The 15,313-nt window shown below is 42.1% G+C and carries 15 protein-coding genes; 4 read left to right on the top strand and 11 right to left on the bottom strand.

Annotated features, from left to right (window positions below; translation table 11 throughout):
- The first annotated feature begins 2 nt into the window (after positions 1-2).
- Positions 3-893 (top strand): LysR family transcriptional regulator, encoded by an 891-nt coding sequence (locus MKZ09_RS16455; protein WP_076205934.1) that lies wholly within the window; start codon positions 3-5, stop codon positions 891-893.
- A 310-nt stretch (positions 894-1,203) separates the two neighbouring features.
- Complete coding sequence (locus tag MKZ09_RS16450; protein ID WP_076135068.1) at positions 1,204-2,364, top strand: asparaginase; 1,161 nt, start codon at positions 1,204-1,206, stop codon at positions 2,362-2,364.
- Between the two features lie 71 nt (positions 2,365-2,435).
- Here MKZ09_RS16450 and MKZ09_RS16445 read toward each other — a convergent pair whose 3' ends face one another.
- The 9 genes from MKZ09_RS16445 to MKZ09_RS16405 all read right to left on the bottom strand — a co-directional run bounded on the left by MKZ09_RS16445 (position 2,436) and on the right by MKZ09_RS16405 (position 10,610).
- Entirely contained in the window at positions 2,436-3,128 is a 693-nt protein-coding gene (locus tag MKZ09_RS16445) for an ABC transporter ATP-binding protein (RefSeq protein ID WP_076135070.1), read from the bottom strand.
- On the bottom strand, positions 3,125-4,243 hold the full coding sequence (locus tag MKZ09_RS16440) for an ABC transporter permease (protein ID WP_076205932.1): 1,119 nt from the start codon (positions 4,241-4,243) through the stop codon (positions 3,125-3,127). Before MKZ09_RS16440 ends, MKZ09_RS16445 begins: the two co-directional genes overlap by 4 nt.
- A gap of 69 nt (positions 4,244-4,312) precedes the next feature.
- A complete protein-coding gene (locus tag MKZ09_RS16435; protein ID WP_076205930.1) occupies positions 4,313-5,689 on the bottom strand; it encodes a sensor histidine kinase in 1,377 nt (458 codons plus the stop codon).
- The gene (locus MKZ09_RS16430) at positions 5,686-6,363 is read right to left on the bottom strand and encodes a response regulator transcription factor (RefSeq protein WP_076105601.1); all 678 of its coding nucleotides are present in this window, start codon (positions 6,361-6,363) and stop codon (positions 5,686-5,688) included. Before MKZ09_RS16430 ends, MKZ09_RS16435 begins: the two co-directional genes overlap by 4 nt.
- A gap of 71 nt (positions 6,364-6,434) precedes the next feature.
- A complete protein-coding gene (locus MKZ09_RS16425) occupies positions 6,435-7,241 on the bottom strand; it encodes an NmrA family NAD(P)-binding protein (RefSeq protein WP_076105600.1) in 807 nt (268 codons plus the stop codon).
- 17 nt (positions 7,242-7,258) lie between these two features.
- On the bottom strand, positions 7,259-7,708 hold the full coding sequence (locus MKZ09_RS16420) for a MarR family winged helix-turn-helix transcriptional regulator (protein ID WP_076135077.1): 450 nt from the start codon (positions 7,706-7,708) through the stop codon (positions 7,259-7,261).
- Positions 7,709-7,848: 140 nt separating this feature from the next.
- Positions 7,849-9,042, bottom strand: coding sequence for a metallophosphoesterase (locus MKZ09_RS16415; protein WP_076205928.1), 1,194 nt, complete (start codon positions 9,040-9,042; stop codon positions 7,849-7,851).
- Between the two features lie 152 nt (positions 9,043-9,194).
- Positions 9,195-9,605: a bacteriohemerythrin gene (locus MKZ09_RS16410; protein WP_051491008.1), complete on the bottom strand. Its 411-nt coding sequence runs from the start codon at positions 9,603-9,605 to the stop codon at positions 9,195-9,197.
- A gap of 135 nt (positions 9,606-9,740) precedes the next feature.
- A complete protein-coding gene (locus MKZ09_RS16405; protein ID WP_076129330.1) occupies positions 9,741-10,610 on the bottom strand; it encodes a cation diffusion facilitator family transporter in 870 nt (289 codons plus the stop codon).
- Between the two features lie 249 nt (positions 10,611-10,859).
- Here MKZ09_RS16405 and MKZ09_RS16400 point away from each other — a divergent pair, with 249 nt between their 5' ends.
- A complete protein-coding gene (locus MKZ09_RS16400; RefSeq protein ID WP_076135081.1) occupies positions 10,860-12,218 on the top strand; it encodes an outer membrane protein assembly factor BamB family protein in 1,359 nt (452 codons plus the stop codon).
- A gap of 37 nt (positions 12,219-12,255) precedes the next feature.
- Here MKZ09_RS16400 and MKZ09_RS16395 read toward each other — a convergent pair whose 3' ends face one another.
- On the bottom strand, positions 12,256-12,759 hold the full coding sequence (locus MKZ09_RS16395) for a ferritin (RefSeq protein ID WP_036678216.1): 504 nt from the start codon (positions 12,757-12,759) through the stop codon (positions 12,256-12,258).
- A gap of 127 nt (positions 12,760-12,886) precedes the next feature.
- Between MKZ09_RS16395 and nagZ the strand changes: the two genes are divergently transcribed.
- The gene (nagZ, locus tag MKZ09_RS16390; RefSeq protein ID WP_076205926.1) at positions 12,887-14,185 is read left to right on the top strand and encodes a beta-N-acetylhexosaminidase; all 1,299 of its coding nucleotides are present in this window, start codon (positions 12,887-12,889) and stop codon (positions 14,183-14,185) included.
- 19 nt (positions 14,186-14,204) lie between these two features.
- Here nagZ and MKZ09_RS16385 read toward each other — a convergent pair whose 3' ends face one another.
- On the bottom strand, positions 14,205-15,293 hold the full coding sequence (locus tag MKZ09_RS16385) for an efflux RND transporter periplasmic adaptor subunit (protein WP_076129326.1): 1,089 nt from the start codon (positions 15,291-15,293) through the stop codon (positions 14,205-14,207).
- Positions 15,294-15,313: the final 20 nt, after the last annotated feature.

The following is a 15,313-nucleotide window of genomic DNA, read 5'->3' as shown; positions in this document are numbered from 1 at the left end:
CAATGATTGTAGATCCATTACGCGTATTCGTTACTGTAGCTGAACTGAGTCATTTTTCCAAAGCAGGAGAAGCGCTGAATTTATCTCAACCCGGTGTCAGTCTGCATATCCGGAATCTTGAGAATGAGCTCGGTGCTAAACTCCTGCATCGTTCTTCTAAACAGGTTAGATTAACAGAAGCCGGCAGTATTCTTTATAAACACGCCAAACAAATATTGGCTCATTTCGATGAAGCAAGTCAGGAAATCCATATGCTTCAGGACGAAGTCACTGGGAGTATACATATCGGCGCTAGTTTTACTATTGGTGAATATATTTTGCCGGCAAGACTTGCTGATTTTGCCAATCAATATCCGCAGGTCAAGCTGCAAGTGACGATAGGCAATACTGAGGAGATTATTGGAGGCGTTAAATCCAACGAACTGGACATAGGGTTTATTGAAGGTGAGGTCCATGAGAATGATCTGAATGTCACTCCTTATATGAAAGACGAGATGATTATGGTCGCTCCTGCTACCCACCCTCTGTCAAAAGCGATTTCTGTGGAGCAGAGTATGTTGCAGGATCAGGTTTGGGTGCTTCGCGAACACGGCTCAGGTACACGAGCTTTCAGTGATCATTTCCTACAGGAGGAAGGTATTTCTGCTAAAAGATCCTATGTCTTCAACAGCTCTCAAGGTGTTAAAGAAGCTGTGGCCTCCGGCCTCGGAATCGCCATGCTCTCCAGATGGATTGTACGGAAGGAACTAGAAAGCGGTGAAATCAAAGAGCTGCCAATCAGGCAACATCATCTGGAAAGGCAATTCTCAATCATCCGACATCAAGAATGTTCTTCTTCCTTAGCTACCGATGTCTTTATAAAAAAGCTACTTGTCTATAGAAAAGACAAGTAGTCAGGCTGCCGAGAAAGTCTCGGCAGCCTTTTTATATGAAATAAGGAAGCCAAAGATAATTCTAAAAGATATGTAACTAAACATAACATACATACGGGATTTCACTTTAAAAATAATATAATAAAATTCATAGAATACGTAAGAAAATAGTCGATATTCTATAGAAACAATACATTTAAGCGCTTTATCTACATGTTAGTATACTTGTCACGATATAATATACATAGATATAATCCAATCATGAATCACTAATATGTTATATAACATCACATATTTGTGAAAGCAGCTAATCAAATGGGAGGTTACATCTATGAATGGATTACAAACAAAGCTCGCCAAAACTACTGTTGCCGCAGGACTCACTTTTACTCTACTCTTCTCCGCTACACCCATGCTTCCCGTTTCTACCACTTACGCTGCTGAGGTCACCCAAACGATTGAAGGAACGGTTAAGCTTCCAAAGGTCCAAGTCATAGCGACCGGTGGTACTATTGCCGGTAAATCTGTGGATGAGACCAGCTTCCAGAACTATAAAGCCGGGACTTTGTTAATGGAAGATATGGTTAAGGCGCTGCCTAACCTTAAAAAGTTCGCTGATGTAACTAGCTATCAATTTGGGAATTCAGGCTCTGGCTCGTACACTATGCAACAACTATATGATCTCTCCTTAAAAGTAGATAATGCACTCGAAACTCAAGATGGCATCGTTGTAACTACAGGTACAGATACAATGGAGGAAATTGCTTATTTCCTTGATCTCACGGTGCGTAGCTCCAAACCTGTCGTAGTAACTGGCTCCATGCGTCCATGGACTGTTATCGGAAGTGATGCTCAGGCCAATCTATTTAACGCTATTAAACTAGCTGCTAGTGGAAAAACGAAATATTATGGTACTGTGCTCATGTTAAATGACGAGATTCATACGGCTAGAGAGGTTACAAAGACCAATGCTTATCGAACAGACACTTTTGAAAGTCCACAACTAGGAATCCTCGGATATATCGATGAAAATAATATAAGAATATATCGTGCAAATTCCAGAGCACTCCTGACCGCTGACAAATGGGCAACACCATTCGATCTTACTAAGATTAAAAGCAGCGATATGCCTAAGGTAGAGATTGCTTATGCCTACCAAGATGCTGGTTCCGGAGCAATTACAGGGTTTGTCCAAGACGGTGCAAAAGGCATTGTTACTTCAGGTACAGGGGCTGGTGGTCTATCCAAAGCGATGGGGGAAGCTCGCACGAAAGCAATTAAGGAAAACGGGGTGATCTTCGTGTCTACCACACGTACGGGTTCCGGTTCCAACTATGCATCAGGTGACGGCATCATTGCCGGAGACAATCTGAACGCAGCACATGCCCGAATTCTACTAGAACTGGCACTCTCATTCAGTAGCGATTTCAACACTATTAAAGGTTGGTTTGACACCTATGGCTCAGGCCAAGTCACCATAGCTGACAAATAAGTGAAACCCATGTTCACACAAGAAAACGATTCATGCCATCAATGGCATGAATCGTTTTCTTGTTTTCTTTACTAAATTTTGCTTAACTCATGTTCAACCAAATGCCCGTCTTCCAGATGCAGAACGCGGTCACACCATTCGAGCATCCGTTCATCATGAGTGACCATAACCGCTGCTTTACCTTCATTCTTCACCTCATCAGCGATCATCCGCACAACTTCTCTTCCGCGTTTGAAGTCCAGACTGGCTGTCGGCTCATCTGCAAAGAGAATCGCTGGTTTATTCATCCATGCTCTTGCGATAGCTACACGCTGCTTCTCCCCACCGGATAGCTGCTCCGGATAGTGATTACGCCGTTTCCAGATATCCAAACGTTTCATCAAATCGGCAGCCCGTTCCTTCGCTTCCTTAGCACTCATTTTCCCCTGCTTAGCTACAAAAAGGAGTTGCTCCTCTACCTTCAAATAAGGCAATAGTTGAGCGCTTTGGAACATGAAGCCTATCTTCTCTAAACGAAGCTCTGTCAGCTCACTTTTACTTTTATCTGTAAGTGATTCCCCATCTATAAAAATCTCACCGCTAGTAGGTGTTAGAAGCGCACCAGCCGCTGAAAGGAATGTACTTTTCCCTGTACCCGAAGGTCCTAGGACGGCAACGAACTCCCCTTCATTCACGATTAGATTCAAATTGTTCAGCACAGACACCGTTGTATCGCCATCACCGTAGTTTTTGGTTACTTGCTTCATAATTAGTTTTGCACTCATGCTCCAGCCCTCCCAATAGCTTCTAATGCATCTACTTTTGCCACTTTAGCGACAGAAATTAGTGATCCTAAAAGAGACATCCCAACGAATAAACAGCTGGTTAAAAGAATGGTGGAAGGCTCCAGTTGGAATGGCATCGAATCAGGTAGAACCTTATTCATCCCAAAGGTAAGCAGTAAGCTAATGCAAAGACTTGAAATAGCTAAAATCATAACCTGCCCTACCACACTCCAAGCCAAGTAAGACATTTTGGTACCCATCGCCTTCAGAATACCAAACTGGCTAGTTTTCTGAATCGTAATGACATAGAAAAATACTGCCAGAACAAACGCTGCGATCACAAACAGGAAAACAATCATCATAAGCAGTGAACCCTGCTCAGCCGAGTAGCCCGGAACATTAGATATAGCTACTTTTTGCGTAATGACCTCTACATCTTTTACATTCGTTGAAATCTTATCTACTTGATCAGCATTCGCATTAAGGGCAATCACATTAAACGGTACCGACGAAGAGTTTTCTTCTCCTTGGTTAACCCCCTGCTTCATAGCTTGCCAATCCTGATTGTTGATATAAACTACTGGGGTATGGCTGTAAGAGCTATCCTCAACAAAACCTGCGACAGTAAATTCCATCCCGGTTGCCTGATCACGAATGATACTGCCAAGTTTGATTCCTGACTGTTCCAGGTCACGATCAACAAGGACTTTACCATTTGTCTCATTTGTAATCTTGTCACCTTCAACTACTTTAGGAGCTAATAACCCAGTCATATCTACTGCAAAAAAAGTAATATCTGCTTTTACGTCTGCATCGTTAGCAGTGACAGTGCTCATCTGCATTGCAAGCGAAGACGCATTATTGTCTCCAACTACTGCACGTACATTCTGGAGCTCCGCATCTGTTAACTGAGAACGTCTAAAGGTCTGATCCGCATCACCTTGTACTACAAAATAATTCGCCGGCATGTTCTCTACTGCAGAGATATTTGCATAAGCTAATCCTCTGGCTAGTCCCGTGACGAAAAGTACAAGAAAGGAAACCAATAACATGATAACCATAATTAATAGGTATCTGGCTTTAGAATGTCGCATTTCCCTTAAGGCTAAAAACATATTACCACTCCTTCTAATCTGTATAGTCACAGTTTAGAAGATGAAAATGAACGGAGTATGAATAATGAATTACAAAAGCGGAAGTGTAACTGTAAAGGTAGTCCCTTCACCCAAAGTACTGGTTACTTCAATGGTTCCGTTATGCGCTTCTACGATTTTTCGAGAAATCGCAAGTCCAAGTCCGCTGCTATGGGTTTCATGCGTTCGTGCTCGATCTACTTTATAGAAACGATCGAAGATTAACGGTAACTCCTCGGCTGAAATACCTTCACCAGTATCAGACACAGAAACAATACAGTTCTGTTCCACAAGCTTCGCGGAAATCATAATGGAACCCTCAGCAGGTGTGTATTTTATGGCATTGGAGAGCAGGTTCATCCATACCTGGAACAATAGATTTGAATCCCCTAGAACGCTGATGTCAGCAAGATTCAAACGCACGGCCAGTTGTTTCTCTGTTAATCTCCATTCCATGATTTGTACGACCTGTCTTAGTTGTGCACGCAAGTCTGTCGACTTTTTCTGTATGGAATTAGGATCATAATCAAGCGAAGACAAGGTAAGCAGCTGTTTGCTTAGCAAGGAAAGGCGATGGCTTTCTTGGTCAATAATATTGAGATACTGTAACCGTTCATCCTCAGGTAAGGTTGAATCTTGTAACGCTTGGGCAAATCCCTGAATAGATGTTAATGGCGACTCAATTTCATGCGATACATTAGCGACAAATTCCTGACGTGCCCGATTTGTTCGTTCCAGCTCCCGGCTCATAATCATAAAATGGGAAGCTAACTGACCAATCTCATCACGCCGCCACGTATTCAATTTGATATCGTATCTGCCTTTTGAGATCCGTTTAGTGGCCGTCGTCAAACGTGTAATAGGTCTAACTACATGCAGTACGCTAATCATTACAAAGCCTAAGCTAAACAACACGGTGAACCCAATGATCACAGCGAAAAAGACGCGGAGCTCACCGAACTGTACTTCAGCATCCGGACGCATAAACAAAGCATACGTCTCATTGTTTACTTTTACAGGAACACCAATTGAATTACGCAGTTGATTATCAAAAAATCCGGTAATAAATGCACTGTCCGGGAAATCCGCGACCCCATGATAAATTTGCCCATTCAGAACCTTCTCTAGTTGCTGCTCATCCAAATCTTCTTTTCTAAAGGGCTTACCGTAGAATCTTGATTCCTCTTCAGCATCTGTTAAATAGATTTTATAACCCAGCTTGGCTATACTCCGCAAATAATCCTCCATCGTTTCCGGATGTGATTCTGCGAATTGTTGAACCTCGATAGCCATTCCGGTAAGTTTGGCATCGTTCTGAGATTTAATCTGGGCTTGATAGTAGATATTAGACACCAAAAATCCAAGAAGGCTACTTACCACAATTACTGAACAGAAGACAATACACATCCGGACATACAAGGATCTCATACGTTAACCATCTCCAATTTATAGCCAATGCCTCGAACGGTTCGGATCACAAAATCCTCCTGATAATCTATGAAGCGTTGACGCAAACGTTTGATATGTACATCGACTGTTCGCTCATCACCTTCATAATCCATGCCCCATACCAGTTCAATTAACTCACTACGTGTATATAACCTGCCTGGATATTGTGCGAGTTGGGCCAGAAGCTCAAACTCTTTTACCGGCAGCAGCAGAACCTCATCACCATCGGTTATTTCATAATTTTTGCGGTCAATGACTAGAGAATTTAATCGAATCCGATCATCTGAAGCAATGGAATAGCGGCGAAATAACGCTTTGATCCGGAACAGCAGCTCTTCAGGCTCAAAAGGTTTCGTTACATAATCATCCGTCCCCCGTAAATAACCTTGCTCTTTATCACTCAGCTGCTGGCGTGCTGTCAATAAAATGATCGGAATATCATACGTTTCTCTAATATGCTGACATAGCTCTAACCCATCTACATGTGGCATCATTACATCTACGACCGCTAAATCCGCAATACTGTCCTGCAATTTATGTATCGCATCTCGGCCATCACTGGCTTCCATCACCTGATATCCTTCCCTTGTTAGTACATGTTTTAATAATGTTCGAATATTCACATCGTCATCTGCTACTAAAATCTTCTTCATCATTTACACTCCCTGAATAATGGATGAACTCATAGTAACAACTTTATAACGATAGAACAACTAAAGTCAGATCAAACAAAAAGCTTGATACTCTCTCTAAGTGTGGTAACCTTCCGCTCCATCAGCCTTTCCAGATCTTTTGATGTAGAAGCAGTATCTGTCTTCGCAAGAAACGAATATATCCAATGCTGAATACTTGAATCCTGGCGATACGTAATTCTTTTCCCAGATAACTCTGATAATACATCAACTAAGTCATTAAAGTCCCAAACGTTAGGTGCGGCTAGTTCGTAGACTTGGTTCTCATGTCCACTCGTTGTAAGAACCTTTGCCGTAGCTAAAGCGAGGTCCTCACGAGTGACAGAATTAAACTGCCAGTTCCCTGGATAAGTGGGTAGCTCGCCGCTTTCCATCGCTTCCTTCAACCCAAGCACACCCACAAAATCTATATACAAAGCGTTACGCAGAAACGTATAAGCTATCCCTGATTCAAGAATCAACTGCTCAGTTAGTAAATGAATATGATAAGAAGGAATCGGACCTTTGGGGGGAAAGGCAAATCCAGTATAAAGCAGATGTTTCACATCGGCTTTTTTTGCTGCATGAATGACCTGAGCATGCTGATTTAATCTGATCTTATCATCGGTATGAGAGCTGGAGATTAAAAGTAATGTTGTGACCCCTGTAAAAGCTTCAATTAACGAATCCAACTGGTCATAATCGCCAAAACGGACTTCGAACCCTTTTTCTAAATAATTAGCAGCTTTCTCTCGCTGACGAACACAAGCAATAACTTGACTAGCCGGAACATACTTCTCAAGGTTCTCCATAATTAAGCTGCCTAATTGACCTGTGGCTCCTGTAACCATAATTGACATACATAACACCCTTTCTGTTATTCGAATGTACTGAGTTTTTGTAATAAAAAGATAAGTTGGTGTAGCTCCTGATCATTCAGATTTTGCATTCTCTCTGCGACAGCCTGACGATTCTCTGGAAGATGCTCCAGAAGTAATTGCTGGCCTTCACTTGTAATCGAAATGACGCTTTTTCTGCCATCCTTTGTATCATTCGAACGGGTTATTAATCCATCTCGCTCCAATGGTGTTAACAGCATGCTTATATTAGCTTTGGTAACTCCAATAATTTGAGCCAATGTAGAAGGTAAAATCGCACCTCCATGTTTAGAGATCTCCACCAAGATACGAATTCTTGCTCCGTTCAATCCTTTCGACTGCCAATATTTCTCAGAAACAGAAACTAAATTTGCAGTAGCTTCAACTAATGTAAAAAATGCTTTGGTATGCAATGGCTGATTCAGCACAAACTGTTGTAAATGATCCATATTCTATAATTCAGCTCCAATATAGTTAAGTCCTTAACTAATTTTAAACATACTATAATCCCCATGAGTTGTCAAAAAAAAGAAGCCGCCTCACCTAGCAGATAAATCTGCTGATGAAACAGCCTCTAAATAAACTCACCTTAGATTAACACCGTTTTTGTGGAAACAGGCTCTTCACTGTATTTTTTAGAACCCTTCAGCATAACCTCCAGCTTAATGATCTCCGACCGGCTAGCTAAACGAATTGGGGGTCCCCATGTTCCATATCCTGACGACACCACTACATGCAAATTGTCCTTACGAAGATATCCCCAGTCCAGCTCGAACAAACGTTTAGTGATCCAGTGATTAGGAGCAATCTGTCCTCGGTGCGTATGACCAGAGAGTAGAACGTCTACCCCAGCTTGAGCGGCTACGTCGAATCCTGTAGGCTGATGATCCATCATAATCACAGGACGTGTAAGATCAAGTCCTTCGAGCAAGGTGCTTACACTTTGTCTGCCACCAGCTTCCATCGCCTCGGCTGTCTTGTCTTTTCGGCCTACAATATAGGTTCCTGCGACTTCTTCAACCTCATCTTGCAGGACCTTGATCCCAATACTACTCATCAAATCGGTATATTCCTTAATGGATCCACCATAATATTCGTGATTACCCAGTACTGCGTAGACACCATAACGAGCTTTTAACTGTTTAATCTGTTCACTCATACTATTGCGGATAAAAGGTTCAATGCTGTCATCCAAGACATCTCCAGCCAGCAAAATCACATCGGGTTGCATAGCGTTCATTTGTGACACCATTTTTTTGAGATGACGATTGCCCACGATATTCCCTAAGTGCAGGTCTGAAGCAACCGCGATCGTTAACGGCGTGCTGGTGCCAATAGATTTATCAATAGGAATGGAATGTGTGCGGATCACGGTACTCCAGGCGTTGATTGAACCCCAGACCAGAAAAACTGCCAGTAATATCAGAATTGTCCCGCCCGCTTCTGCGATGTAATAGGTACGATCGATTCCCGACCATCCCAGTATCACATATAATAGGTCTGCCAAAGGTAACGTAATGATAGCAAATTCCATACAGGCTAGATAATACGATCCAATCACTTTAAAGAATCTGGCGATCGGTTTAACCGACTTTGGCCATGGGATCATTCCAATGACATACGCAAAAGCGATAAGCATAAATAATGTCCAGAATACTGCTGACGAAACACCTGAAAACCATTCATGAATAAGTAACCAGCCGTGATAGCCAATGTAGAAATTAACAAGACCCAGAATGAGCAGCATAGCAAATCCTGAAGCTAACATTCGTAATGTTTTCATCGTTTCTCTCCCCTTTACCTTACTACTTCTCTACTTCTTATCTCAAATCATAACACAAACCGTTAACCCAGTATAAACTGCAATGCGGTGTTCGGAAAACATCGGAACTAAAAAAAGAAAATGCCCATCGGCATCTTCTTTGGAAGTTTATCTTATATCGCTTTATCACGTGTGGCCATACATTGACCAATCAGCTTATCACATTTATTGATGTGATTTATCAGCCAGTCTGTTAACGTTCGATTAAGCTTGATGGTTGAGAGTACGGATACTCCCTTTGTTTTGACCGTTTCTTCCAATTCGAGAACAGCCTTCACGAAATCAGCATGCGTCTGACGATGTTCAGCTAGTTCAGGGAAGTTGATCTCCTCCATCAGTTGCTCTTCATTACTGAAATGTTCAATCGTGTATTCTTTTAAGAATTTCAGCGTTTCCTCGATCTTTTCTTTCCCTTGCTGATTACTGCATGCTTCAAAAAACTCGTTCAATTTCGCTAGCAACTGTCTGTGCTGGCAGTCAATTTTCTCTACACCGATATCATATGAATCTTTCCAAGCGATCATGAAATCACCATTCCGTTTCTTGAAAATTACATTTCAATTTTATTTTCCACCTTTCTCCACAAAAGAACTATTAACAACATCACAGGTGCCTATATTCAACCTTTAGCAGTACATATGGCACCAACTGATTAATTTCTACTTCATCACGGGTTCGATATGTACAAGTACATTGGAAACTTGGTGCCGGTCTTTTAACTGCTCTTCAATTTCTTCCGTAATATCATGGCTCTGCACCACACTTAGCTGAGAATCCACTAGCACAGTTGTGTCAACTAATACGTTATTCCCATGGATACGGGCTTTGATATCTTTTATGGATTGTACACCATCGATTTCTGCCACAGTTTCTTTCATATGTTCAAGCTCTTCCGCATCAAATCCGTCCGTTAGATCATGCGTAGCTTTGCTAAAGATATCCCATGCCGTCTTACAAATGATTAGTCCGACAATGATGGCTGTAAGCGGGTCAAGCCAAGGAACGCCCAAGGAGGAAGCCACAATTCCGATAAAAGCGCCCACGCTAACTATAGCATCTGATCGATTATCCAGTGCTACTGCCCGCATTGCGTTACTGTTAATGGCACGGGCCAGCCTAATATTATACATATAGACAGCCATCATAACTACAGCACAGCCCACTGCCGTCCACGCCGCTATGAGATCAGGACTTTCCAGTGCTGGTTGAATAAATTTGTTCACAGCTTGGTACAAAACTTGAAGCCCTACCGCAATCATAATGAATGAAGCAATTAATGAAGCCACGGTCTCCGCTCTAAAATGCCCGTAGCTGTGGTTCGAATCCGGCGGTCTTCTGGAAATCTTCAGGCCAATTAGTACCGCGATAGAAGCAATAATATCTGTACTGTTATTCAATCCATCTGCAAGCAACGCTTGAGATCCTGAGACCGTACCTATGAACAGCTTGATAGCTGATAAAAAGATATATGCAACGATGCTTAGCCAAGCTCCTTTTTCGCCTTGTTTAATGTCGTTATAAGTTTCCAAAAAAAGAACCCCCAAAGAATAGTATTGTTCTATACTACACTTTGAGAATCGGGTGGGTCTAGAGAAACAGTGTTGCTACGGGGCGCAATAGTTCCCTCTGTCAAATATAGTTGCAAGGTCATAACTGTTTTGCAGGACGTAACATAGTTTGCCCTCGTTCAACTTTGCTTCCATTCTTCTCGAATAGTAACTTTTTGCTATTTTTATTGTCTAATTATAGTAATGACAAATTCAAAGGAGCGTGGAGTGATGATTCAGTCTTTGCCGAAAAAAATTGTTACATGTTTAGCTATAGGCAGTATTTTAATTCCAATAACAAACAGTGGATCAATGTCAGTCATTTCCGCAGAAAAAGCAGTTGTAAGCCTAAGTAACACTTATTACAGTGAAGTCACAGCCCCGATCCTAAAACCTGTTTGGTCAGCACAACTCGCCATTTTAAAAAAAGATAGAATCACCGGACAGGACATTACAGCACTCGCGGAAAACGGGAAGATCTTTGCGTTGCAGCGCAATGAAAAATTAACTGCAATGAATGCGGCAACAGGCAAAAAATTATGGGAGTTCGGAAGTGGATTAGCGCCACTATTCACATACAGCAATGGATTTATCTACGGTCTGACCCAAAGCGGCTCCCTATATGCCGTTAATGAGGCAGGTAAAAAAGCATGGTCGGCTTCCATAACACTCCCGAAAGCTACAAATATACAACGTTTAGGATCTACTATATATGTTACTCAAGAGGAACAATTAGCAGCAGTTGACGCCGTAACCGGAAAGATCAAATGGAAGGCTGTAGAGAAAAGCAATAACTTTACAGGCTTATCAGAGGTCATGGAATCAGATGGGGTCATTATTCGCAGCTATCTGTCTCAAGGAGCCTTAACAACTGCTGGACTGGCTGCTTATGACAGTCTGACTGGAAAAAAGCTATGGGACCAGACCCGGCAAGCGATGCCGTTAGCAGTGAAGGATGGGCTCCTCTACTCTATCACGAATACATTTATGATGGATGATGACCCGGTAAATCGAAAAGTCAAAGTATCCGTGTTCAACATAAAGACAGGTGAATTAAAAGGAGAACGTTTATATACATGGACAGATACCGAGAATAAAGATGGTGTGTATAGTTATAATGGGATGAATGGAAACGCGTTTTTGGATGGAAAGGACTTTTACATCTTTCAGGGCAGTAAGTTTGTGAAATATGATTTCTGGAATTATTCTGCAGAGGGTAAACCGGTGCAAACCTGGGCCTCGATGGTTAAAGAAAAAGACTTTCCATTGAACCAAGTTTATCAACAAAGAATGTTATTTCAAAATCAAGATAAAGGTACTTTATCCGCACTTAAGTTAGGAACCGGACAGCTTGTCGACCTCAATATTGGAGAGAATCCGGTGGTACAGACGGATCTGTTCGGAAACGTGGTTTATAGTGGACAATCTGATGGCCTATTTCACGCTTATGACATGTTAACACTAAAGCCTATTTTCACTGTGAACACAGGCTCTCGTAACTTTTCCCCTTCCCTTAAAACTGGAGGGATGCTGATGATTCGGACGGATAATAAGCTGCTCGCGATTAAGCTTCCTGCATCTATAAAATAAAAAAGCCTGATTTCTCAGGCTTTTGGGCTTCAATAACTTATTCAGCCGGAGCTGTAAAAGTACGTGCAGCAAACTCGGCATCCAGCATGTAGAAGGCGTTGCTATCTTTATCAATTCGTTTCAGTTTACTGATGATGTTGCTAAAGAGTGCCTCTTCTTCTACTTGCTCGTCAATAAACCATTTCAAGAAATAAATCGTCGCGTGTTCACGCTCATCCAGAGCAAGGTCAGCCAAATGATAGAAGCGTTTAGTGTTCTGCTGTTCATGCGCGAAGGCATGTTCAAAAGCATCTAACATCGAGTTATATTCGTTCTTCGGCTCTGGTAGTGCTTCTAGCGTAGCACGGTTATCCCGGTCGTTAAGGAATTTATAAATCTTCATGGCATGGAACCGTTCTTCTTCGGCTTGAATTAGAAAAAAGTTTGCAAAACCATCCAGACTTTCGCCGGAACAATAAGCAGCCATCGCTAGATAAACATGAGCGGAATAAAACTCGAAATTCATCTGTTCATTAAGTGCTTGTACTAATCCATCTTTCATTGGACCGTCACCTCATTATTCAAATTTAATATGTAAATATTTAAGTTTATCTTATCACCGTGCTTCTAAGTCAGCAAGGATTCCTCTCCCAATATCTAATTTAGCTAACGAAAGGACGACTATTCAGATGATTAGATTCACCCGTCACAGCCTAAAGCCTAAAATTTCCGGTACACTCTTCATTATTGCAGCTATGGTGTCACTGTTCCTCATAGCTGGCTGTTCTAATAGCAGCAATAATTCACAGTCCGAAGCTACCGATTCACCGGCCTCCCAATCCACACCTGCACCAACCACCAGCTTGGCTCCCACCCCCTCAGCAGTCAGCGATCCAATTGCTCTTCAGGTTGCTGAGATGACTTTGGAAGAAAAAATCGGACAAATGCTCCTAGTTGGAATTGATGGAACTGTCCTTGATGAGCAAGCTAAAAAGATGATTACCGAAGACAAAATAGGTGGAATCATCCTCTATAAGGACAATATTAAAAGTCTGAAAGGGATGATCAGTCTTATCAATTCTATGAAAAAGAGTAACACTGGCAACCCTTCCCCACTATTCATGAGTGTTGATCAGGAGGGTGGAAAAGTCAGCAGGATGCCTAAAGAATATGCTACATTCCCTTCTAACGGAATAGTGGGTGCAAGTAATGATCCTGCCGCTGCCGAGAAAATGGGAAAGCTGCTCGCAAGAGAAGTACGTTCAGCAGGATTTAATATGAACTTCGCTCCCGTTCTCGATATCAATAGCAATCCAGACAATCCAGTCATCGGAGACCGGTCGTTCGGCAATGCTGCTGGCCAAATCATTGAACTAGGGATTGCCGAAATGAAGGGAATTGAGAGTGAAGGTGTCATTCCTGTTGTCAAGCATTTTCCAGGACATGGAGATACTTCTGTCGACTCCCATCTGGATCTGCCGATTGTGAACAAAACAGCCGGTCAGCTAGCCGAATTAGAATGGCTCCCCTTCCAAGCAGCCATTAAAGAGGGGACGGACGCCGTAATGGTCGCTCATATTTTGTTTCCAAAATTAGATCCAGACAAACCCGCATCCTTATCGCGTACCATTATTGGTGAACAGCTTCGAGATGAAATGGGCTACCAAGGAATCGTAATTACTGATGATCTAACCATGGGAGCCATTATGAAGAACTACGATCTGGCCACAGCAGCAGTAGATACTGTGAATGCAGGTAGTGATATTCTCCTTGTCGCTCATGGCTATGATAATAAAAAACGGGTCATGGAGTCCCTCCTACAAAACGTAAAAAACGGTAAGATTCAAGAAACACGGATTGATGAAAGCGTCTATCGGATCTTAGCCTTAAAAGCCAAATATAACCTTTCCGATGAGCAAATCCCGGTTCCTGATCTTACCGATCTTAATAAAGATATTAACGTTTGGCGTCAAACGATTAAGAAGTAACTCTAAGCGTTAGTCATTTTTACTGAAGAACAACAACATCTCCAACCTTCAACCCAGAGAGAACCTCTGTTTTGTCCGTTGTTTCCAGACCCACTTCGATGTCTTTTCGTTCATATTGCCCGTCCCCTTTATCCAGCATAACGTAGGAGAGGTCTCCTTCATGCATTACAGCTATGCTGGATACAACGGTGGCATTTTCTTTGCGAACTGTTTCAATTTCTCCGTTTAAGCTTAAGCCACCGATCAAATGCTCGTCAGGCTGCAGCGTGATAACCACTTCGAATTGAGGAACAGAACTGGCAGTGGCATTCTGACCTGAAGCAGTCTTCGCAAATTTCGCTACCTTCGTAACTTCTCCAGATAACTTCAAATCTTTTATAGCTGTCATTTTTACGTCGACCTTCATGCCTGTCTTTATACGGAAAACGTCTTGTTCACCTACAAGAGCAATGAATTCTAGCTTGTTCATATCTACTATTTTTCCGATATATTGATTATCTGTCACTGTTTGCGGAATTTCGCTTGCACTGTCAAATAAGAAAATGCCAGTTGCCGGAGCATAATAAAGTGCAGTTTTGAGTTTGGCTTTTTTCTCTGTTAATTCGCGTGCCTGTATTTCGGCATTGACCTGATTAAGCTCGTCCCCTAGCCGTGTTGCTTCTTGGGCTGTAAGTGCTTTAATCCGTTCTGCTTCAGTCGCACCAAGGGCTGCATTCTCCTCGTCTTGCTGGCTCACAAATGCATTCAGCTCTGCTTCAAGCTTTGCCTTACGGATGGTCGCCTCTTGTGTAGCAATCTCATTCTTCAAGGCTTCCTGATCGAGAGTAAACAGTAAATCACCTTTTTTGACCTGTCCACCATTTTCAACCTTCCACTTTGTCACCTTTGAAGCATATGGAGCATAAACAAGCGTTTCTTTCTCATAATTAGAATTACCTTTAACCTGTATGGAATTGGTAATGGTCTCCTGTGTGACCTCAAAAGTTATGGCTTGTGGGGGTTCAACAGGCTCTAACTGCGCTTCAGGCTTATACATCTTACTATATAGAAAATAACCTGCTGCAATTATAATCAGTACCAATACAATCCACTTGATTCTCCTCTTCATCACTTTGGCTTCCTTTCAAC

This window comes from Paenibacillus sp. FSL R5-0908 (genome assembly GCF_038006245.1).
Lineage (GTDB): Bacteria > Bacillota > Bacilli > Paenibacillales > Paenibacillaceae > Paenibacillus_AQ > Paenibacillus_AQ odorifer.
The sequence above is the reverse complement of the archived record's forward strand: the minus strand, read 5'-3'. Positions and strand labels throughout refer to the sequence as shown.